General features: G+C 62.8%; 18 protein-coding genes and 1 pseudogene. 10 read left to right on the top strand and 9 right to left on the bottom strand.

Going from position 1 to position 21,080, the window contains the following annotated elements:
• Positions 1-153 (bottom strand): transposase (locus C8348_RS04310; protein WP_157950378.1); only part of this gene is annotated, 153 nt, incomplete at its 3' end.
• 400 nt (positions 154-553) lie between these two features.
• Here C8348_RS04310 and C8348_RS04305 point away from each other — a divergent pair.
• The 3 genes and pseudogenes from C8348_RS04305 to C8348_RS04300 all read left to right on the top strand — a co-directional run.
• A pseudogene (locus tag C8348_RS04305) lies at positions 554-724 on the top strand (IS5/IS1182 family transposase); the annotation flags it as partial.
• 37 nt (positions 725-761) lie between these two features.
• Entirely contained in the window at positions 762-1,382 is a 621-nt protein-coding gene (locus tag C8348_RS21890) for a hypothetical protein (RefSeq protein ID WP_157950377.1), read from the top strand.
• Positions 1,383-1,815: 433 nt separating this feature from the next.
• Positions 1,816-2,277: a glyoxalase superfamily protein gene (locus C8348_RS04300; protein ID WP_106752063.1), complete on the top strand. Its 462-nt coding sequence runs from the start codon at positions 1,816-1,818 to the stop codon at positions 2,275-2,277.
• Positions 2,278-2,450: 173 nt separating this feature from the next.
• Here C8348_RS04300 and C8348_RS04295 read toward each other — a convergent pair whose 3' ends face one another.
• Entirely contained in the window at positions 2,451-3,950 is a 1,500-nt protein-coding gene (locus tag C8348_RS04295; protein WP_106752010.1) for a CoA-acylating methylmalonate-semialdehyde dehydrogenase, read from the bottom strand.
• Between the two features lie 194 nt (positions 3,951-4,144).
• On the opposite strand from C8348_RS04295, the gene C8348_RS04290 reads away from it, so the two are divergent.
• The gene (locus C8348_RS04290) at positions 4,145-5,026 is read left to right on the top strand and encodes a LysR family transcriptional regulator (RefSeq protein WP_106752009.1); all 882 of its coding nucleotides are present in this window, start codon (positions 4,145-4,147) and stop codon (positions 5,024-5,026) included.
• Here C8348_RS04290 and C8348_RS04285 read toward each other — a convergent pair.
• Positions 4,998-5,561 carry an AAA family ATPase gene (locus C8348_RS04285; RefSeq protein WP_106752008.1) on the bottom strand — a complete coding sequence of 188 codons (564 nt, stop codon included), beginning with the start codon at positions 5,559-5,561 and terminating at the stop codon, positions 4,998-5,000. The genes C8348_RS04290 and C8348_RS04285 overlap by 29 nt on opposite strands.
• A gap of 115 nt (positions 5,562-5,676) precedes the next feature.
• Between C8348_RS04285 and C8348_RS04280 the strand changes: the two genes are divergently transcribed.
• A complete protein-coding gene (locus tag C8348_RS04280; protein ID WP_106752007.1) occupies positions 5,677-6,603 on the top strand; it encodes a pirin family protein in 927 nt (308 codons plus the stop codon).
• Here the strand turns inward: C8348_RS04280 and C8348_RS04275 are convergent.
• Complete coding sequence (locus C8348_RS04275) at positions 6,581-7,696, bottom strand: DUF6030 family protein (RefSeq protein ID WP_106752006.1); 1,116 nt, start codon at positions 7,694-7,696, stop codon at positions 6,581-6,583. The genes C8348_RS04280 and C8348_RS04275 overlap by 23 nt on opposite strands.
• Positions 7,697-7,879: 183 nt before the next feature.
• Between C8348_RS04275 and C8348_RS04270 the strand changes: the two genes are divergently transcribed.
• The 5 genes from C8348_RS04270 to C8348_RS04250 all read left to right on the top strand — a co-directional run bounded on the left by C8348_RS04270 (position 7,880) and on the right by C8348_RS04250 (position 14,309).
• Positions 7,880-9,151 carry an acetylornithine deacetylase/succinyl-diaminopimelate desuccinylase family protein gene (locus tag C8348_RS04270; RefSeq protein ID WP_106752005.1) on the top strand — a complete coding sequence of 424 codons (1,272 nt, stop codon included), beginning with the start codon at positions 7,880-7,882 and terminating at the stop codon, positions 9,149-9,151.
• A gap of 33 nt (positions 9,152-9,184) precedes the next feature.
• Complete coding sequence (locus tag C8348_RS04265; protein ID WP_106752004.1) at positions 9,185-10,687, top strand: ABC transporter substrate-binding protein; 1,503 nt, start codon at positions 9,185-9,187, stop codon at positions 10,685-10,687.
• 213 nt (positions 10,688-10,900) lie between these two features.
• Entirely contained in the window at positions 10,901-11,848 is a 948-nt protein-coding gene (locus tag C8348_RS04260) for an ABC transporter permease (protein WP_106752003.1), read from the top strand.
• Positions 11,845-12,666, top strand: coding sequence for an ABC transporter permease (locus C8348_RS04255; protein WP_106752002.1), 822 nt, complete (start codon positions 11,845-11,847; stop codon positions 12,664-12,666). Before C8348_RS04260 ends, C8348_RS04255 begins: the two co-directional genes overlap by 4 nt.
• On the top strand, positions 12,663-14,309 hold the full coding sequence (locus tag C8348_RS04250) for an ABC transporter ATP-binding protein (RefSeq protein ID WP_106752001.1): 1,647 nt from the start codon (positions 12,663-12,665) through the stop codon (positions 14,307-14,309). Before C8348_RS04255 ends, C8348_RS04250 begins: the two co-directional genes overlap by 4 nt.
• A 90-nt stretch (positions 14,310-14,399) precedes the next feature.
• Here C8348_RS04250 and C8348_RS04245 read toward each other — a convergent pair whose 3' ends face one another.
• The 5 genes from C8348_RS04245 to C8348_RS04225 are packed head-to-tail and all read right to left on the bottom strand — an operon-like array spanning position 14,400 to position 21,075.
• On the bottom strand, positions 14,400-14,993 hold the full coding sequence (locus tag C8348_RS04245; protein ID WP_106752000.1) for a class I SAM-dependent methyltransferase: 594 nt from the start codon (positions 14,991-14,993) through the stop codon (positions 14,400-14,402).
• Positions 14,994-15,040: 47 nt separating this feature from the next.
• Positions 15,041-16,213, bottom strand: coding sequence for an ABC transporter permease (locus C8348_RS04240; protein WP_106751999.1), 1,173 nt, complete (start codon positions 16,211-16,213; stop codon positions 15,041-15,043).
• Positions 16,210-17,235: an ABC transporter permease gene (locus tag C8348_RS04235; RefSeq protein WP_106751998.1), complete on the bottom strand. Its 1,026-nt coding sequence runs from the start codon at positions 17,233-17,235 to the stop codon at positions 16,210-16,212. The genes C8348_RS04240 and C8348_RS04235 overlap by 4 nt, the downstream gene beginning before the upstream one ends.
• A 52-nt stretch (positions 17,236-17,287) precedes the next feature.
• Positions 17,288-19,195, bottom strand: a complete 1,908-nt coding sequence (locus tag C8348_RS04230; RefSeq protein WP_106751997.1) for an ABC transporter substrate-binding protein — start codon at positions 19,193-19,195, stop codon at positions 17,288-17,290.
• Positions 19,192-21,075: an ABC transporter ATP-binding protein gene (locus C8348_RS04225; RefSeq protein ID WP_106751996.1), complete on the bottom strand. Its 1,884-nt coding sequence runs from the start codon at positions 21,073-21,075 to the stop codon at positions 19,192-19,194. The genes C8348_RS04230 and C8348_RS04225 overlap by 4 nt, the downstream gene beginning before the upstream one ends.
• Between the last annotated feature and the right edge of the window lie 5 nt (positions 21,076-21,080).

Below are 21,080 nucleotides of genomic sequence, written 5' to 3'. Positions count from 1 at the left end.
GTTGGCCTTCAGCCCATGCCGCGTCGCAACTGCACTTACACTCGCTCCCGGCCGCAGTGTCTCGGCGACAATCCGCGCCTTCACATCATCGGGCCATTGCCGATTGCGACGCCGCCTCGCCCCATTTATGAGAAGCTCCATTGGAGCGTCCATGGACAAACTCCCGCACTGACATCAATCACTGCGCAATCGCATGGCTCACAACCGAGCGGAAGGTGAGGATACAACATCGCTTACGTTTCGGATAACTCGTCTGACGATAAAACTGGGTATACTTCGCAGCGCACAATATGGCACTGATCTGTCCTTGCTTGATCAGACCGCGCTCGAACTAACATTTTTTGGAATAACTTCCGGCTCAAATTTCGCCCTTTAAATTCTTAAAGGAACACAATCAACGCAGCACGAAAACAGCACTTGAAATCGTTAGGACCATCCTTCTGGCAAAAATCCTTATATAAATTTGCGATTGTAACTTCAAGCAGTAGATCGAGCACTGACGTAATCCAGCGCCATCGTTGAAGCCCCTTTAAAACGGGTAACTTGCAAGACACGCAAACAGAAAAACTGTTTCTCGCCGTGCCTTTACAAGGATGGAAACATCATAGAGAGGATGATCGGCAGGCTTAACGAGTTCCGCAAGATCGCTACTCGTTTTAACCGCAACGCCAGAAACTTTCTGTCGTCCCTCTGCCTCGCGGCAGCCGTATCCTCTTGGATATGAGTCGGAAACTTGGTGTCGCGTCGTCGAGGTATGTGTGATGGATATTATTGGTAGCGTTAAGCGTGGCCTAGGAAATGCGTGGCGCAGGGATTACGAAGAAACAAAATTAGGATGGGTTTGCATTCGGAACGAGAATATATACCTGGGCCCCAAGTACCTGGTAGCTGTCAATTCTCCGCTCCAAGAGCCGAATTTTGAATACATATACAATTACTCCTGGCGGTCAGATCGTGATCTGGTCTGTAAAATATACTCATCAATAAATGGTTTTAATGTGTTTGGCGGCAGATTCTATGTGCCCGGTGTGAGATCTGGACTAACACCTGAGAGCCTGCTCGACTATTTCAACATACCGATCGACATCAGTGTGCCGTCTGGTCATGAATTCCCAATCTATGCGCCGACAGCAGGTCTCGTGCTAGGTTTGAGCTGGAGGTCGCATGAGGGTAAGGACCGAAAATTTCATGACATTTTAGATGAAGACGGTAAAATTGTTTCTGGATTTTTTGATTGTTCAAAGGAAATATTTGAAGTCAACTATGATTTCAATGAGTGGATTTTCCAGCGCATGAATCAAGCATGTGATCAGTTTCTTTCCGATGCGCAAGACGAAGGGTGTCTTGATAAGTTTTCATTCCTTCTTGACGCGCGTAGCTGAGAGATAGCAAATTTCACCAACATCGCGTGTTTTATTAAGTGAATAATTACGTTGATGAATAGGTCGGGCCCATGCATTAACTACACAGAGCGAGTGTTCTGTATGTAAAAAGACGGTATTCACCTGACAACGCCGCGTTTTGAAGTGCGTTCAGGCGGCTCGGGTTTGTGGTTGCATTGAATCCTGTTTGGGTTCGAGTGTCAGCGTCTCTCCAACTGCGTCACCGATCGAACTCCGAACCACCCGCCCTTGACATCCCCCGGCGCACGGCCCACATCTGCGTTCGGTTCGAGGCGCCGGCCGCTCGCAGGGGAGACCCGTGGTGAAGTCCTCGTGACAGCATATGCCTGACCAGCGCATGCGCACATGGCAACGCGAGTACCCGTGGCTTTCACGCATGCTGATGCTGATGAAGGCAATCAAGATGACTGACATGACAGGCCCGGGAACCACCGGGGACTACAAGGCCCAGGCGAAGCGGTTGCGCAGCGCCATGGCCAGCCAGGGCACGCCCATTTCCCATTCGCGCGCCCTCGAACTCATCGCCGAAGCTCATGGCGCGCGCGACTGGAACACGCTTGCCGCGAGGACCCCGGCCATGCCGCAATCCGCACCGCGGCCGGCGACCAATCGCGCCTTCCTGCAGGTGGGGGCGAGGGTCGGCGGGCACTATCTCGGCCAGCCCTTTACCGGTGAGGTCCTTGCCGTTTCGAGCCTCGGCAATTCGGGACGCTACAAGCTGGAGATCCATTTCGACGAACCGGTCGACGTGGTCACCTTCGACAGCTTCTCCGCCTTCCGCCGCCGCATCCGGGCGACGGTGGACGAGAACGGCACCTCCCCCCAGCGCACCTCGAACGGCCAGCCGCATCTGGTGATCGAGACGGCGGGCTGATCGGCCTGGCTTGCGGGCTGTGCAAAACTCTGTTGCGAGGCTCTGCAAGCGAGTTGGCCGGCTCTCGCGCTGCTCGGCCGGAGTGACGCCGCGTGGACAGAGATCCCCAACGCGAGGCGAAAACCAACAAAGGGCGGCCAGTGGCCGCCCTTTGCACATCTTGGAAGACGGGTTCAGCGCATCGTCGGGATGACGAATTCGGCGCCGTTCTTGATGCCCGACGGCCAGCGCGAGGTGACCGTCTTGGTGCGGGTGTAGAACTTGAAGGCGTCCGGGCCGTGCTGGTTCAGGTCGCCGAAGCCGGACTTCTTCCAGCCGCCGAAGGTGTGGTAGGCGAGCGGAACCGGGATCGGAACGTTGATGCCGACCATGCCGATGTTGATGCGGGTCGAGAAGTCGCGGGCGGCATCGCCGTCACGGGTGAAGATCGCCGCGCCGTTGCCATACTCGTGGCTCATCGGCAGGTCGATGGCTTCCTCGTAGGTCTTGGCACGCACCACCGAGAGGACCGGACCGAAGATTTCGGTCTTGTAGATGTCCATCTCCTTGGTGACGTTGTCGAACAGGCAGCCGCCGATGAAGTAGCCGTTCTCATAGCCCTGCATCTTGAAGTTACGGCCATCGACCACGAGCTTGGCGCCCTGCTCGACACCCTTGTCGACCAAGCCCTTGACGCGGGTGTAGGCGTCCTTGGTCACGAGCGGACCGAAGTCGACGTCATTGCCGGCGGTGTAAGGTCCGATCTTCAGGCTCTCGACGCGCGGGGCCAGCTTCTCGATCAGGCGGTTGGCGGTGTCCTCGCCGACCGGGACGGCGACCGAGATCGCCATGCAGCGCTCGCCGGCCGCACCGTAACCGGCGCCGATCAGGGCGTCGACGGCCTGGTCCATGTCGGCATCCGGCATGATGATCATGTGGTTCTTGGCACCGCCGAAGCACTGCACGCGCTTGCCGGCTGCACAACCGCGCGAGTAGACATACTGCGCGATGGCGGTGGAACCGACGAAGCCGACGGCCTGGATGATCTCGTCATCGAGGATGGCGTCGACGCTGTCCTTGTCGCCGTTGACGACGTTGAGGATACCAGCCGGCAGGCCAGCTTCCAGCATCAGCTCGGCCAGCATCATCGGCACGGACGGGTCACGCTCGGACGGCTTCAGGATGAAGGCGTTGCCGGCGGCGATGGCCGGGCAGAACTTCCACATCGGGATCATCGCCGGGAAGTTGAACGGGGTGATGCCGGCCACGACGCCCAGCGCCTGGCGCATGGAGTACATGTCAATGCCCGGGCCGGCGCCTTCGGTGAACTCGCCCTTCATCAGGTGCGGCACGCCGATGCAGAACTCGGCCACTTCCAGGCCGCGGATCACGTCGCCCTTGGCGTCCGGAATGGTCTTGCCATGCTCGCGGGACAGGGCCTCGGCCAGCTTGTCCATGTCGCGGTGCAGGAGGTCGACGAACTTCATCAGCACGCGGGCGCGCTTTTGCGGGTTCTGGGCGGCCCAGGCCGGCTGGGCGCTGGCGGCGTTCTCGACGGCGGCGCGCATCTCGGCCTTGGTTGCGAGCGCGACCTGCGCCTGCACTTCACCGGTGGCCGGGTTGTAGACGTCGGCAAAACGGCCCGACGTGCCTTCGACGTGCTTGCCGCCGATGAAATGTCCGATCTTCTTCATGGGCTTCCTCCTGAGCGCGAGCCGGGTCCTCAGTTGGGTCCCGTTGTTCGCCTGGGTCTTGTCTTGCGCCTTTCTTTTTGCAAAGACAACGGCGCAGTTTCCGCATCCGTTGTGCGTGAATTATAGTGCAAACCGGAACAGGCCGCCGCATCGCGGCTGTGTCGCAAATTGTCCTGCAATGACCGGAGTTTGTCGTGGATTGGGATGACATTCGGGTGTTTCTCGCCATCGCCCGCAGCGGCCAGATCCTGGGCGCGGCGCGCCGTCTCGGCCTCAACCACGCCACCGTCGCCCGCCGCCTGACCGCGCTGGAAGAGGCGCTGAAGACCCCTCTGGTCGAACGCGGCACCACCGGCTGCAGCCTGACGGTCGCCGGCGAACGCTTTCTCCAGTCGGCCGAACGCATGGAAGCGGAGTTCCAGGCCGCCCGCTCGGACCTGACCGACACGGAGATCGACGTCTCCGGCACGGTCCGCATCGGCGCGCCCGACGGCTTCGGCGTTGCCTTCCTCGCCCCGCGCCTCGGCGAACTGACCGCCCGCCATCCCGGCCTGACGATCCAACTGGTGCCGGTGCCGCGCTCCTTCTCCCTGTCGCGGCGCGAGGCAGACATCGCGGTGACAATCGACCGGCCCGACACCGGGCGCCTGGTCGCGGCCAAGCTCGTCGACTATGCGCTCGGCCTTTATGCCTCAAGGGCTTACGTCGAAAGACGCGGGCTCCCCGGCCAGACCTCGGAGCTGCGCGACCATGATCTCGTCGGCTATGTCGAGGACCTGCTCTATTCGCCCTCGCTCAATTATGGCGCCGAGATCGTCCGCGACTGGTCGGCCCGGTTCGAGATCGCCTCGGCGCTCGGCCAGACCGAAGCGGTGCGGTCCGGGGCCGGCATCGGCATCCTGCATGCCTTCATTGCCCGCAAGGACCCCACCCTCGTGCCGGTCCTGCCGCAGATCCGGCTGACCCGGGCCTACTGGATGGTGACGCACGAAAGCTCGCGGCCGCTGCGCCATGTGGCGGCGGTGCAGGATTTCCTGCGCGATCTCGTCACCCGCGACCGGGCGATGTTCCTATAACCATCTGTCCGCGCTGTTCTTTTTCGAGCGAGGCCAGAAACTGCCGGACCTCCTTCAGGCGGGTGAAGCGGTGCAGGGTCAGGTGCACTGGCGGCGATTGCCACACCTCGAGAAGCTTCGCCCGCGACGAATGCCGCGTGTCCCAGATGAACTTCAGGAACTCGACCGTCCGGCCGTTGAACTGCTCCGGACAGCTCTCCGGCAGGTCCGGCCGGCTCTGGCCGCGATAGACCCAGCTGCGCCGCAGCACGCGAATTGTGCGCAAGATCACGGGCACATCCAGCCAGATGAAGGTGTCGGCCCGGGCGATCCGTTCGGGATAGGTGCGCGAATGCCCGCCCTCGAAGATCCAGCGGTCCTGCCGGTGGACCTCGCTGCTCAGGCGGTCCTTCTCTTCCTTGCTGCGTTCCACCCAGCCCGGTTGCCAATGGATCTGGTCCATATGAAACACCGGCAGCCCGGTCCGCTCTCCCAGCTCCCGGGCCAGTGTGCTTTTACCTGAACCGGGACCACCGACGATCATCACGCGTTGCATTGGAACTCTCAGAGGATGCGATGGGAAACACACTGTTCAATAGACAGTCAGGCTCAGGCGCGCCACCTTGGAGGTGAAATTGACACTCGATGGACGCTTCGAGAGGAGAGACACAATGAGCTGGCTGACTGCACCCGATCCCATTCCTGGCGATGCGGCGAGCTGTGATCCGATCGACACGATCATCATGCCGCGCACGTCGGATCTCGGCGGCTTTGAAGTGCGCCGCGCCCTGCCCTCGTCGCGGCGGCGCATGGTCGGCCCCTTCATCTTTTTCGACCAGATGGGCCCCGCAGAACTGCTGGTCGGCGGCGGCGTTGATGTCCGGCCGCATCCGCACATCGGCCTTGCCACCGTCACCTATCTCTTCGACGGCGAGATCTATCACCGCGACAGCCTCGGGTCCGACCAGCTGATCACGCCGGGCGAGCTGAACTGGATGTCGGCCGGACGCGGCATTGTTCACTCCGAGCGGGAACGGGCCGAACGCAAGCTGGCTCCACGCACCCTGTTCGGCATCCAGAGCTGGGTTGCCCTGCCCGCGCATCTGGAGGAAACGGAGCCCGACTTTGCCCATTACGGCGCTGACCGGCTGCCGCTCCTGAACGACCAGGGCGCTACAGTGCGGCTGATCGCGGGCTCCCTCTATGGCGAGACCTCGCCGGCCCGCACGGCGAGCGAGTTGTTCTACGCCGATGTTGCACTGGAAGCAGGTAGCCGCATCCCGCTCGACGCCAGCCATGAGGAACGGGCACTATACACCGTAGACGGCGAGATCGAGATCGCTGGCCAGACCTTTGGCCCGGCGCAGCTTCTGGTGTTCAAGCCGGGCGACCGGCTGGAGATCCGGGCGACGGCGGCCGGCCCGGCGCGGTTCATGCTGCTGGGCGGCGCGCCGATGGATGGCCGGCGCTACATCTGGTGGAACTTCGTCTCCTCGTCAAAGGAGCGGATCGAGCAGGCCAAGGAAGACTGGCGCCGCGGCCGCTTTGACATCGTGCCAGGCGACGAGAGCGAGTTCATTCCGCTGCCGGCGGACTGACCAGCGCCGAGCCATCGGTTGGGGACGGCGGCTCGCTGCCGTCCGGCGGAATCCCGACGAGTGGTGGATAGGCGGTGTCGAGCGGTGGCAGACCTGGCGTCTCATCGGACTGTTCAGTGCCTCCCTCCGGCGGAAAGGCGACAAGGGGCTTAAACTCGATCGGACCAAAGGCCTTCGGTTGGCCGGGTCCCTCCGGGGCGAGATCCGCCAAGGGAGGAGATGCTGGTGCACGGGTATTCCCGCCTTCGAAGCGGGCCGGACGGATGTGATCCGGCGGCGAGAACTCGATGATCACATTCAGCCTGTCGCGCGCTGACAGATCCCCTGTGAGGTTGGGATCCTCCGGTGAAACCCGAAAACGCACGCCGCGCTCCGTAACATCGATGCTACGCATATTCGAGATGGCGCGGAGAACGGGCGTAGGAAACTCCCAGGCGTAGCGACGCGACAGGGAGTCCAGAACCTTGCGTGCCAGCGCAAGGCCTTCCGATGCGGTGCGCGGGTTGGCGGCATTGAGTTTCAGCCGCAGAAAATCCACCCGGTCCACTGTGCCACGCATGAGGAAAAACAGCGTAGTGGGCTCCGAACTGCCATCCTGGGCACCGACCGGAACGAGCTCGGAGCTGCATTGCCACCGGTCGGTCTGAAACGGTGCGGCACTCCATCCCGTATTGGGAAGCCCCAGCAGCGCAAGCTCAATGCACAGTTCCGTCGGCAGCCCGATAAAACTCAACTTAAGCGCTGCCGGCAGCTCCGGCTCCGGCGCCACCAACAGGGCCTGCACATTGCCAGGAAGCGGCGCCAGCGGATCATCAGGCAGTGCCAGCGGGGTATGAAGCTGAGCCGTAGCGAATGCAAAGCGCCAGTCGGTGTAAACACCCAAGGCGACAACAGCCGTTCCCAGAAGGATCAGAGGCGGCAAACCCAGCAGTACCAGCCGGCGAACATCCCAGCGGCGCTTGCGGCGGGGCGCGGGATCCGGCTCGGGCGGCGCCGCATCCCCCCAGATCAGCTTGCGCTTGTCGGCGCGCATGGAGGCGCGAAACCGGTCAAGCGGGCGATAGCGTCGCCGGATTTTCTGCGCCTCTTTCATGGACTCACTACTGCCGAACGAGGGTCCCGGGACCCATGTCGCAAGACATCCCCGACTATCCCACGCGCGTGGTGCCATGCAAGGCTGGCGGAAATGCGACGGTCAAAGATTTGCGCTTCCCTTCGCCCCTGCAACCGATACACTCCTGTTAAAGTTGCGAGGGTGCAAGGTCCGGGGTGGGGTATGCTGGCAGCATTGCATGCAAGGATCGAAGGCAAACGCGCCGAACTTGTCGCGTTGACGCAGGATCTGGTTCGCATCCCGACGATCAACCCTCCCGGCGAAGATTACACGCCCTGCGCGCAGCTGATCGGCGAACGCCTGCGGCGGCGCGGCTTCGAGATTGCCTATATCCGGGCCGAAAACACCCCCGGCGACAGCGACCGCCACCCGCGCACGAATGTGATTGCCCGGCGCGCTGGCGCAAGGCCAGGTCCTTGCGTGCATTTCAACTCGCATATCGATGTCGTGGAGGCCGGGCATGGCTGGACGGTGGAGCCGTTCGGCGGACTGGTGCGCGACGGCAAGGTCTACGGGCGGGGCACCTGCGACATGAAGGGCGGGCTGGCCGCGTCAATCATCGCGGTGGAGGCGTTGATCGAGCTGTGGCCGGACTTCAACGGCGTGCTGGAAATTTCCGGCACAGTGGACGAGGAGTCCGGCGGTCTTGGCGGCGTGGCGCACCTGGCCCGCATGGGGCTGTTTTCGAAGCCCCGCGTCGACCACGTGATCATCCCCGAACCGCTCAACAAGGACCGGATCTGCCTTGGACACCGGGGCGTGTGGTGGGCGGAGATCGAAACGCATGGCTCCATCGCGCATGGCTCCATGCCCTTCCTGGGCGATTGCGCCGTGCGCCACATGGGCGCGGTGATGGACGCTTTCGAGCATGAGCTTTACCCAAAGCTTGCGGCCAAACACACCTCGATGCCCGTGGTGCCCGAAGGGGCGAAGTCCTCGACGCTGAACATCAACTCCATCCACGGCGGCCAGCCGGAAGGCTTCGAGGGGCTGCCGAGCCCCTGTGTGCCCGACAGCTGCCGGATGGTGATCGACCGGCGTTTCCTGATCGAGGAGCACCTGGACGAGGTGAAGGGCGAGGTCGTCTCCATCCTCGACCGGCTGAGCACGACCCGGCAGGGCTTCAAGTACTCGCTGAAGGATCTGCTGGAAGTCATTCCGACCATGACAGACCGGCAGGCACCCGTGGTGCGGGCGGTGGCAGACGCCATTGAATCGGTGCTGGACCGGCCGGCGGATTATGTGATTTCGCCGGGCAGCTACGACCAGAAGCACATTGCCCGGATCGGGCATCTGCATGACTGTATCGCTTATGGGCCGGGCATTCTGGACCTGGCCCACCGCCCGGACGAGTTTGTCGTGATCGACGATATGGTCGACAGCGCCCGGGTCATGGCGCAGGCCGCGCATGCATTGTTGTCGGGACATGGCTGAACGCCGGACCGGCCAAACGAGGGGAGAGAGGACATGATGCAATACCGAGGATCGCATCTGCGTGCTGCGGCGCTGGCCGGCCTGTCCGTGCTGGCATTTCTGGGCGCAGGCCCGGCGGAAGCTGCCAAGACCAGCGTGACGCTGGGTGTGCGGCTGGAGCCGCCGCATCTCGACCCGACCGCCGGCGCGGCGGCAGCCATCGACGAAGTGGTCTTCATCAACCTGTTCGAGGGCCTGACCCAGGTTGACCGGGACGGCTCGGTAAAGCCGGTTCTGGCGGAAAGCTGGACAATATCCGAGGACGGCAAGACCTACACTTTCAAGCTTCGCGATGGCGTGAAGTTCCACGACGGGTCGGACTTCAACGCTGACGACGTGAAGTTCTCGCTCGAGCGCGGCAAGGCTGCTGACAGCGCCAATGCGCAGAAGGCCAAGTTCGAGCAGATCGAAGCCGTCGAGGTGGTCAGCCCGACCGAAGTCAAGGTGACGCTAAAACAGCCGGTTGGCGACTTCCTGACGTTCCTCGGCACTGGCGACGCCGTGATCGTGGCACCGGAGACGGCCGCCGAGAACAAGGCCAAGCCGGTGGGCACCGGCCCCTTCCGCTTCGGCCAGTGGGTGCAGGGCGACAAGGTGGACCTGACGCGCAGCCCCGACTACTGGGGAACGCCGGTAAAGCTGGAGAAGGCGACCTTCAAGGTGATTGCCGACAACGCTGCCGCCTTCTCGGCGATGATGGCCGGGGACGTGGACGGGTTCCCGATCTTCAACGCGCCGGAAAACCTGCCGCAGTTCGCCGCCGACCCGCGCTTTGCCGTGGTGGTGGGCACGACGGAGGGCGAGACCATCCTGTCGACCAACAACGCGCGCGAACCGTTCTCGAACCTCAAGGTGCGCCAGGCCATTGCCCATGCGATCGACCGCAAGGCAATCATCGACGGGGCCATGTTCGGCTATGGCACGCCGATCGGATCGCATTTTGCCCCGCACCATCCTGCCTACAAGGACATGACCTCGACCTATCCGCAGGATCTGGAAAAGGCCAAGGCGCTGATGGCCGAGGCAGGGCTGGCCAATGGCTTCAAGGCAACGCTGAAGCTGCCGCCCCCGACCTATGCCCGCCGTGGCGGCGAGATCCTGGCGTCCGACCTGAAGAAAATCGGCATTGAACTGGAGCTGATCCCGCTGGAATGGGCGCAGTGGCTGGAACAGGTGTTCAAGGGCAAGGACTACGATCTGACCATCGTGTCCCACACCGAGGCAAACGACATCAACATCTATGCCCGGGATGACTATTACTTCAATTACCAGAACCCTGAGCTGAAGGCGCTGATGGCGAAACTCGAGGCAACCAGCGATCCGGCAGCGCGCAATGAGCTCTATGGCGAGGCGCAGGAGATCATCGCCAAGGATGCCGTCAACGGTTACCTGTTCCAGCTCGCCAAGACCGGCGTGTGGGACGCCAAGCTGAAGGGACTTTGGGAAAATGCTCCGGTGCAGGCGAATGATCTGACCGGCGTGTACTGGGAAGACTGAATTCTGACGCCGCCCCTGACGCATCCGGCCGGCACCGCGTGGCTGGCCGGATGTCTGACGGGATGAGCGAACCGAGCGGGTATCCGGGTCTGGGGCGAGACACGGGATGCCAAAGAGACTTGAAAGGGACTGGGGCAGTTAGTTGGGCAAGGACATGGGCAGGGACTTGGGGAACCCGGGGTGCGCAGCAGCAGCCGGGCGGCGGGAGGTAGCATGGCGCACTTCCTGATCCGCCGGCTGATCAGTCTTGGCCTGACGCTGCTGCTGGCGGCGCTGGTGGTGTTTGTCGTGCTGGAAGTCCTGCCCGGCGACCCGGCGCGGCTGATGCTGGGGCTGGAGGCACGCGAGGACACGGTCCAGGCACTGCGCGAGCAGATGGGACTGAACCGGCCCGTCATCGAGCGTTTCTTCGTCTGGCTTGGCGGGCTGGCCACCGGCGATCTTGGCGTCAGCTACACCTATTCTGTTCCCGTGCGCGAGCTTGTCGCGGCGAGATTGCCCGTGACACTGCCGCTGGCGCTGATGGCCCTGACCCTTGCGGTCGTACTGGCCCTGCCCGCCGGCGTATGGGCGGCGAGCCGGCGCGGCCAGACGACCGATACGGGCCTGATGGCGCTGACACAGGTCGGCATCGCCATTCCGAATTTCTGGTTTGCCATGCTGCTGGTCTATGTTTTCGCCGTGACCCTCCGGCTGGTGCCTTCCGGCGGCTTCCCCGGCTGGCAAGCCGGGCCTGGAGCGGCGCTGACGGCCCTGATGCTGCCGGCCATCGCGCTTGCGCTGCCGCAGGCGGCGATCCTGACGCGGGTGATGCGTTCGGCGCTGATCGACACGCTGGGCGAGGATTACATCCGCACCGCCCGGGCCAAGGGCCTCAGCCAGCGGGCGGCACTGTGGGGCCATGCGCTGCGCAATGCGCTGATCCCGGTGCTGACCATTCTCGGGCTGCAGTTCGCCTTTCTCATCACCGGCACGATCATCATCGAAAACGTGTTCTACCTGCCTGGTATCGGCCGGCTGATCTTTCAGGCCATCACCCAGCGAGACCTGATCGTGGTGAAGAGCGTCGTGGTGCTCCTCGTCGGACTGGTCATTCTCGTCACGTTCCTGGTCGACATCGCCTATGCGCTCGTTGACCCAAGACTGAGGCGGAAGGCATGACGCGGGCGCACACATCCTTCGTCATCGGTGCCGTGATCAGCGGCCTTGTCGCCCTTTCGGCGGCCGTGTCACTGGTCTGGACACCGCATGCCATCGACACGCTCAATGTGGCGGCCAAGCTGCAGGGGCCTTCAGCCGCACATCTTCTGGGCACCGATCAGTACGGCCGCGATCTCCTGTCGATGCTGATGGTCGGCGCACGCACCTCGATTGCGGTGGCGCTTGTGGCCGTCGGCATCGGCCTTGGCGTCGGCCTGCCGCTCGGGCTGCTGGCGGCGCGGCGCGGCGGGATCCTTGATGAAGCGGTGATGCGCTTCAACGATCTGGTCTTTGCCTTCCCTGCCCTGCTGTCGGCAGTTCTGATCACGGCGCTGATGGGGCCGGGCGCGTTCAATGCGATCCTTGCCATCGGCATCTTCAACATACCGGTCTTTGCCCGGGTGGCGCGCGGGGCGGCGCTGGCGCTGTCCTCACGCGAGTATCTGATGGCCGCCCGGGTGGCAGGAAAGGGCGAGGGGCGGGTGACGCTCGAGCACATCCTGCCCAACATCGCCAGCCTTCTGATCGTGCAGGCGAGCATCCAGTTTTCCCTCGGTATCCTTGCAGAGGCGGGTCTGTCCTATGTCGGGCTGGGGGCGCAGCCGCCGCTGACCAGCTGGGGCCGGATGCTGAACGAGGCCCAGACCATGATGGCCTTCGCGCCGCAGCTGGCGCTCTATCCCGGCCTTGCCATCATCATCACCGTGATCGGTCTGAACCTCCTGGGTGACGGACTGCGCGACCTGACGGATCCGCGCCTGCGGCGGAGGACGGCATGAGCCCGTTGCTCGAACTGGATCGGGTGAACCTGTCGATTGGTTCCGTGCCGATCCTGACGGACCTGTCGCTGACCATTCGAACCGGCGAGGTTCTCGGCCTCGTCGGGGAAAGCGGGTCCGGCAAGTCGCTGACGGCGCTGTCGATCTTGCGCCTTCTGCCGCATGGGTCACGGCTCAGCGGCGCGATCCGGCTGGAGGGCCGCGATCTGGTGGGCTTGAGCGAGGCGCAGATGTGCGCGATCCGCGGCAATGCCATTTCCATGGTGTTCCAGGAGCCGATGACGGCGCTGAACCCAGTGAAGACCATCGGCGCGCAGGTCGCCGAAAGCCTCGTGGTGCATGGCAAGGAAGACCGGGCCAATTCAGCGCGCGAGGCCGGACGCCTGCTGGAGCGGGTCGGGCTTTCGGGTGACCGGGTGTCGCCGCAGCGCTATCCGCACGAGCTGTCCGGCGGACAGAGACAGCGTGTCGTCATCGCCATGGCGATGGCTTGCCGGCCGCGCCTCATCATCGCCGACGAGCCGACCACGGCGCTGGACGTGACGATTCAGGCGCAGATCCTCGACCTTCTGAAGGAAATCGTCCGCGAAGACCGGCTGTCGCTGCTGCTGATCAGCCATGACCTGGCGGTCGTTGCCGACATGGCGGACCGGGTCATGATCCTGAAGGACGGCCGCGAGGTGGAAAGTGGCCCGACAACAGCCCTGTTCCGTGGCTTCAGGGCGCCCTACTCCCGCGCGCTGATGGCGGCTTCCGCCCATGTTCCGGACCGGCTGGCCACACGGGTGCAGCCGCAGACCCGGAATACTCTGCTGGAAGTCAACCGGCTCGTCGTTGATTACAAGCTGTCCGGTCAGGGCCTAATGGCCCAGCTGACCGGCCGGCAAGGACGGCTTCGCGCCGTGTCGGATGTCAGCTTCACGGTCGGGGCCGGCGAAAGCGTCGGGCTGGTCGGGGAGTCCGGTTGTGGCAAGTCGACCCTGGCCAGGACCATCCTCGGCCTGCAATCTCCGAACGGCGGCCATATCCGTCTCGACGGGGAAGATCCGCATGGTCTTACCGGCCAGGCTTTGCGCGATCTCCGGCGCAAGGTGCAGGTGGTGTTTCAGGACCCCTATGGCAGCTTTGATCCGCGCCAGACCGTTGCACGGGCCATCGCCGAGCCGCTGTATCTGCTGCCGGAGCTCTCGGGCACGGAGAAGCGCCTCAGGGTAAGTGAGGCGCTGGTTTCCGTCGGCCTGACCCCGAAGGATGGCGGGAAATATCCGCACGAATTCTCCGGTGGTCAGCGCCAGAGAATAGCCATCGCCCGGGCGCTGGTGACACGGCCCCGTCTGATCGTAGCCGATGAACCGGTCTCGGCACTGGATGTGTCGATCCGGGCGCAGATCCTCGATCTCTTCGCACGCCTGCAGGACCAGTATGGTCTCAGCTATCTGTTCATCTCACACGATCTCAGCGTGGTGCGCGCGATCACCGACACGGTCCTGGTGATGAATGCCGGCGAGATTGTCGAGCGGGGGGCGACCGGTGCTGTTTTCGATGCGCCACAGCATCCATACACGCGGCTTCTGGTCGCCTCGGCACCCAAGCTCGACGCTGTCCTGGCGGCGAGAGCCACACGGGAACAGGTCAACGCATGAAAAAACGCCGCAACTTCTGGCTCGAGGCTGCGGCGCTTTTGAAACGCAGTCGTGGTGACCGAAAGCGGATCTGACAGGGAACCAGAAGCGTCAGCGAACGGGCTTGACCAGACGCATGCGCCAGGTGACGCCCTTCTTGTCGGAGACGAGGCGGTAATCATCAAGGACGACCCAGCGACTGGTGTCATCGGTCGCCTCCCAGAGGCGGGCGATCAGCTTGTTGGCACCAGATTCCGGACGCTTGGGCGAATACATAGACAGGGCGATGACACCATCCTCGGCCAGCCAGGGGATGTAACGGGCGACAACGGCACCCGGATCCTCGGCGAAATGCAGCACCTCGTTGAAGACAATCGCGTTGAAGCGCTCATCCGCAGCCGGCTCGAACGTATGCATGTCGCCCGCGCGCAGCGAGGCGATGGACGGGTCGACATTGGCGATATCAAGCGCCTTCGGAGCAAGGTCCACGCCGACGTAGTGCTTGAGGCCGAGCGGGGCGAGACGCTCATAGAGCAGACCTTCGCCGCAACCGATATCCAGAACCTTGTCGAAGGCACGGTTGAGCATCAGCCACATGCCGATGATGCCATAGCGGCCGCTCTCGGGCAGGTCACGCAGGAAGGCCCAGCGGCCAGCTGCGTATTCCTCATCCCAGCCTTCTGCGGTGCTTGCATTCTTCGACATGACACACTCCACGGCCCTGACGGCCTGATCAAACCTGATTTGCCGTTTCACTTATAGGGATCGGCCGCATCACGCAAACCATCCCCCAGGAAATTGAAGGCCAGCACGACGATGATGATGGGGATGACCGGCGCCATCAGCCAGGGATAGATCGTGACAACCGAGATGTTCTGTGCCTCGTTCAGCATCACGCCCCAGGACACCGACGGGCGGCGCAGGCCGAGATTGAGAAAGGACAGGGCTGTTTCGCCCAAGATCATGCCCGGGATCGACAGGGTGGCAGAAGCGATGATGTGGCTGGTGAAGCCTGGCAACAAATGTTTGGAAATGACTCGGGACGGTTTTGCCCCCATCAGCATGGCAGCCTGGGCGTATTCTTCCTCCCGCAGCGACAGAAGCTTGGACCGCACCGCACGGGCAAGCCCCGGCCAGTCGAGCAGACCGAGAATGACGGTGATGCCGAAATAAATCCAGACCGGGTTCCACGTGACCGGCAGGGCGGCCGACAGCGCCATCCAGAGGGGGAGTTCAGGCAAAGAGCGCATGATCTCGATCAGCCGCTGGATCAGGCTGTCGACAATGCCGCCGAAGTAGCCCGCAATTCCGCCGAAGAACAGCCCGAGCAGGATCGAAATGGCAACACCGACCAGGCCGACCGTCAGGGACAAGCGGGCCCCGTAGATCAGGCCCGAGAATTGGTCGCGTCCAAGCCGGTCGGTGCCGAGCAGGTAGAAAGAGCCGCCCTTGGGCGGACATACCAGATGGAAGTCGGCCTTGAACAGTCCCCAGAACTCGTACTTGTCGCCGGAGCAGAAGAACCGCAGCGGCATCGGCTTGCTGCGGTCCTGCTGATAGGTCCACTGCAGCGTGTTCATGTCGATCTTCGCCTTCATCGGATAGACGAAAGGCGTGCGCAGCGAGCCCTCATGGAAGAGATGCACGCCCTGTGGCGGCGCAAACAGGAACTTGGAATCGCGCGTATTGGCCTCATAGGGGGCAATGACCTCTGCAAAGGGAACGCAGAGATAAAACAAGATCAGGACCACCGCCGACCAAACGGCGACGCGATGGCGGCGGAATTTCCACCACATGATCTGCCATTGCGAGGCCTGGAAGTAACGCTCCTGTTCGGCCGTCAGCTCGCGGGTCACGTGCGGATTAAACGGTGCCGGATCGACGTAGTGCTCCGACGCATCACCGGGATGCTGAGGGCCGGTCATGTCGCGGCCCTCCCGCCCAGACGGATGCGCGGATCCAGGATGGCGAGAAGGATATCCGAAATGAGCATACCAACCAACGTCAGAACCGCGACGAACATGAGGATGAAACCGGCAAGAAACTGGTCCTGCGCCTGCAGGGCGTTGAGGAGAACCGGGCCGACCGTCGGCAGGTTGAGCACCACGGACACGATCACCGAGCCGGACACCATCGAGGGGATCAGGTTGCCGATATCGGAAATGAACGGGTTGAGCGCCATGCGCAGCGGATATTTCATCAGCAGCCGTCCTTCGGACAGGCCCTTGGCCCGGGCCGTCGTGACATATTGCTTGTGCAGTTCGTCAAGAAGATTGGCGCGTAGGCGCCGGATCATCGCCGCAGTGCCGGATGTTCCAATAACGATCGTTGGCACAATGAGATGGGCGAGCACCGACATCGCCTTGTCGAAGCTCCAGGGTTGATCGATGTACTGCGGCGCCATAAGGCCGCCGACAGACAGGCCAAACCACTTGTTGAAGAAGTAAAGAAGGATCAGACCGAGCAGGAAGTTGGGCGTTGCAAGGCCGATGTAGCCGAGGAACGTGAAGCCGTAATCGCCCCAGGAATACTGTCGGGTGGCCGAGTAAATGCCGATCGGGAAAGACACGATATAGACGAACAGGATCGTCGCTGCGTTAAGCACAATGGTCAGCGGCAAGGTCGGGCCGACAACGGCCTGCACCGGCTTGTCGAACTCGAACGACCAGCCCCAGTTGCCCTGGATCAGCCCGTCAAACCCATGCGGCCCTGGCCACAGGCCGATCCAGATCAGGAACCGTTCGAAAAAGGGCCGGTCCAGCGCAAACTCGGCGCGCAGGAATTCCAGCTTGGCGATGGAGGACGCCTCTCCGGTCGAGCGCAGCACGGCAATCTGGTTGGAGATGTAATCCCCGGTCGGCAGCTCGATAATGAAGAAAATGAGAAAGCTGATCACAAGCAGCGTCGGGATCATCGTCAGGATCCGGCGCAGGATGTAAATGAGCATTGGGTCCCCCACGGGTCAGAGGTGACGGGAAGGTCCCGTCACCCTGGCCTAGTCACTTTGCGGCGCTGGAAAGCCAGAATTCATCCATACGGTGAATGCCGAACTGTGCGCCCGGATCCCAGCCGTAGATGGCTTCGTCCGGCACGTTCTCGAGGCCCTTGACCACGACAGGCTGCGGCACTTCCGAAACGAGACCGATGTGGATGGTCTCATCGGCATGGATCTGGAGGATCTCCTGCCAGATGGTCTCACGCGCCGACGTATCAGCGGCGGTAAACCAGCCCTGGTAGAGCTCGCTGAGACGCGCAGCCGGAGCCCAGTCGGGCTTCTCGCCGCCTTTGCCGGCTGTCTCGAGGTAATCCCCCCAGGTCGGCCAGGTCAGCTGGTCGCCGCGCGCCGGCACGTAGTCGGTGGGCGGCATGTCTGCGGTCGGGATGCCGTTCTCGAAGCCGGTGCTCACGGACATCACCAGTTCGCCGGCCATGGCCCGGTCACGGATGACATCCCGCTGGCTTGGCTTGGCAAACAGCTTGACGCCAATTTCCTTCCAGGTTTCGGCCACCAGTTCGAGCGCATCGACTTCGGTCTGGCTCTCGCCGTTGGTCTCAATGATGATCTCCAGCGGACGTCCATCCGGCAGCAGGCGAATGCCGTCTCCGCGGCGCTTGGAAAGGCCGATCTCGTCGAGCAGCGCATTGGCCTTCTCGATGTCATGCTCGGCCCACAGGGTCTTGTACTCGTCCTTGAACAGCGGGCTCATGCTCAGCACCGTGTCATTGCCGGCCTGGCCGAGCCCGAAGTAGAGGACGTTGTTGATCATGTCGCGGTCGATGCCGAGCGACAGGGCGCGGCGAAAGCGGGTGTCGCGCAAAAGTTCACGCCAGACCGGGTCCTTGACCGTCAGGTTCGGCAGCAGCGAGATCTCCGAGCCCTTGGAATTGGGCCACAACAGCGTGCGGTAGCCGTGCTGGGCCTCGCCCTGCTTCAGCACCGTGATATCGGAGAAGGACAGGTTGCGGGCCTGAAGCTCAACTTCGCCGGCCTGGGTCTTGGCAGGGATCAGCTTGCCATCGGCCACGGTCATGATGACCTTGTCGACATAGGGCAACTGCTGACCGGCCGGATCCACCCGATGATAGAACGGGTTGCGGACGAGTACGAAGCGCTGGTCGCTGTCGGCTGTGCGACGGATCCAGGGCTGCAGAGACGGCAGATCCGGGTTCATCGCGTTGTACATGTCGTCGAGCTTGTTGTGCAGCGGCGCCCAGCCGCGCACCTTCTGCGCCTCGACTCCCTTGGCGATAACCGCCGGATCACCGTACTTGGCGTGGAACTGCTTCAGGTAATGCGCCGGCCGGTAGATGAAGGGCGGGCGTGACAGGGCCAGTTCCGCCAGAAACAGCGGGTTCGGCTGGTCCCAGCTGTAGCGCACAGTGGTCTCGTCGATGACCTCGAACGTCGGCCCCTTGCCACCAGCCAGCAGGAAGGGCGGCAAGCCCGACGGGGTCAGATCCGGGTCAGACACCACGTCTTCAAAGAAATAGCGGAAGTCCTCGGCAGTGAAGGGCGCGCCGTCAGACCACTTGTGCCCCTTGCGCAGCGAGAGTGTGAAGATCCGGCCCTCTTCGACGGTCACGTCCTTGAGCAGGTCCGGGACCAGTTCCAGCTTGTCGTTATAGCCGACGAGCCGGGCATAGCCCCAGACGTTGATCAGGCGCACATCTCGGGCGCGGCCGATCAGGGTGTTGATCGTGCCGCCGACGCTGCCGATCTTGCGGCCTTGTGCCTCAAGGTCCACGACCAGCGGATCAGACGGAACCCGTTCCGCCACCGGCGGCAGCCCCGTGTAGCCAAGCGCCTCCAGCCCTGGCGTTTCCTTCAGGTCCAACGCAAGCGCCTGAGCGCCGAACAACCCCGCCAAGACAAGGGCTGGAAGGCCAAGGGCCATCCTGAGTTTCATGCGGCAGTCTCCCGTTCAGCACCGGCAAGGCCGGGCGCACAGACAAAATGATTGGGTTCAAGCTCAACCAGGGCGGGGGCAATGCCGTCGCCAAGACGGAAGGGTTCCGGCCAGGAGGTAGGGTCCGAGGCACGTTGTGCGCCGAGCGCACCGAAATCAAGCGGGGCGTCCAGATCCGGCTCCGGCACGGCGGCCAGCAGGGCTTTCGTATAGGGATGCAACGGATTGGCGATGACCGCGCGGGTTTCCCCCAGTTCGACGAGACGACCCCGGCACATCACCGCAATACGGTCGGCGATGTAGTCCACAACGGCCAAATTGTGGCTGACGAAGAGATAGGTCAGTCCGAGATCACGCTTGAGGTCTTGCAGTAGATTGAGGATCTGCGCCTGCACCGATACATCTAGCGCCGAGGTCGGCTCGTCGCACAGGATGAATTCCGGATTGAGCGCCAGTGCGCGGGCAATGCCGATGCGCTGGCGCTGGCCACCCGAGAAGGAGTGCGGATAGCGACGCAGGTAGCGCGCATCGAGCCCCACGAGCCGCATCAACTCGCGCACCCGTTCCGCCCGTTCGACCGGCGTGCTGATGTTATGGATGAGCAAGGGCTCGGTGAGGATCTCGTTCACCGTCATGCGCGGATTGAGCGAGGAGAACGGGTCCTGGAAGATGAACTGCGCCTTGCGGCGGAAGTCCATCAGCGCCGGCCCCTCCAGGTTTGCCACATCGCAGCCGGTCTTGCCGCCGTTGTAGTGGATGCTGCCGCCGCTGATCGGAATGGCGCGCAAGATGGCCTTGGCAAGGGTCGTCTTGCCGGACCCGGACTCACCCACAAGGCCAAGGCACTCCCCCTTGCGGATGGTCAGATTAACCCGGTCCAGCGCCGTCATGCTGCGCGCTTTGCCGCCGAACAGGCTGCCCTTGCGGATCGAGAACTGTTTGGAGACGTCCCGCACCTCCACAAGCGCCTGGCCCGGAGCCAGTTCCGGAGCATCAGCGGCCGGACGGCTGACCGCCGGGGTCTCAACAGCGATCGGCCGGATTGGAACCAGCCGCTCCGACTTGTCCATGGCAAACCGCGGAACGGCGCTAAGCAGCGCCTTCAGATAATCGTGCTGCGGATTTTCAAACAGCGCCCGGGCCGAGCCCTTCTCCATGATGCGGCCGTGATAGATCACCACGACTTCGTCCGCCATGTTGGCAACGACGCCGAAATCATGGGTGATCATCAGGACGGACATCTCAAGCTCGGCCTGCACATCCTTGATAAGCTTCAGGATCTCTGCCTGGATCGTGACATCGAGCGCCGTCGTCGGCTCGTCCGCGATCAGGAGGGCCGGGCGGCAGATCAGCGCCATCGCGATCATCGCGCGCTGGCGCAAACCACCGGAGAGTTCAAAGGCGAAATTATCGAGGGCACGCGCCGGGTCGGGAAACTGCACCAGGCGCAGCATCTCGCGGGTCAGTTCGCGCGCCTCGCCCGGACCGACGCCACGATGCAACCGTGCCGCTTCGCCAATCTGGTCGCCGATGGTGTGGAGCGGTGACAGCGAGGTCATCGGCTCCTGGAAAATGATGGCCACCTTGTTGCCGCGCAGGTGACGCATGCGCAAACCCTTGCGGTCAAGTTGGGCGATATCGACGGGGGCGTCGACACCGGTCGGGTCAGACAGGATCACCTCGCCTGCGGCAATGCGCGCGGCAGAGGGCAACAGTCCCATGATGGTCTGCGATACCACGGTCTTGCCGGATCCAGACTCGCCCACCAAGGCCACGGTCCGGTTCTGGGGAACAACAAAAGACACGTTATCGACGGCGCGGGTGACGCCTTCGTCCGTGTGAAAATCGACTGTCAGACCATTTATCGATAAAACATTCACTCTTC

Origin of the sequence: Pannonibacter carbonis (genome assembly GCF_003012935.1) — a bacterium.
In the GTDB taxonomy this organism is placed as follows: Bacteria; Pseudomonadota; Alphaproteobacteria; order Rhizobiales; family Stappiaceae; genus Pannonibacter; species Pannonibacter carbonis.
Note: the sequence above shows the minus strand (reverse complement) of the source record. Positions and strands in the feature narration are given on the sequence as shown.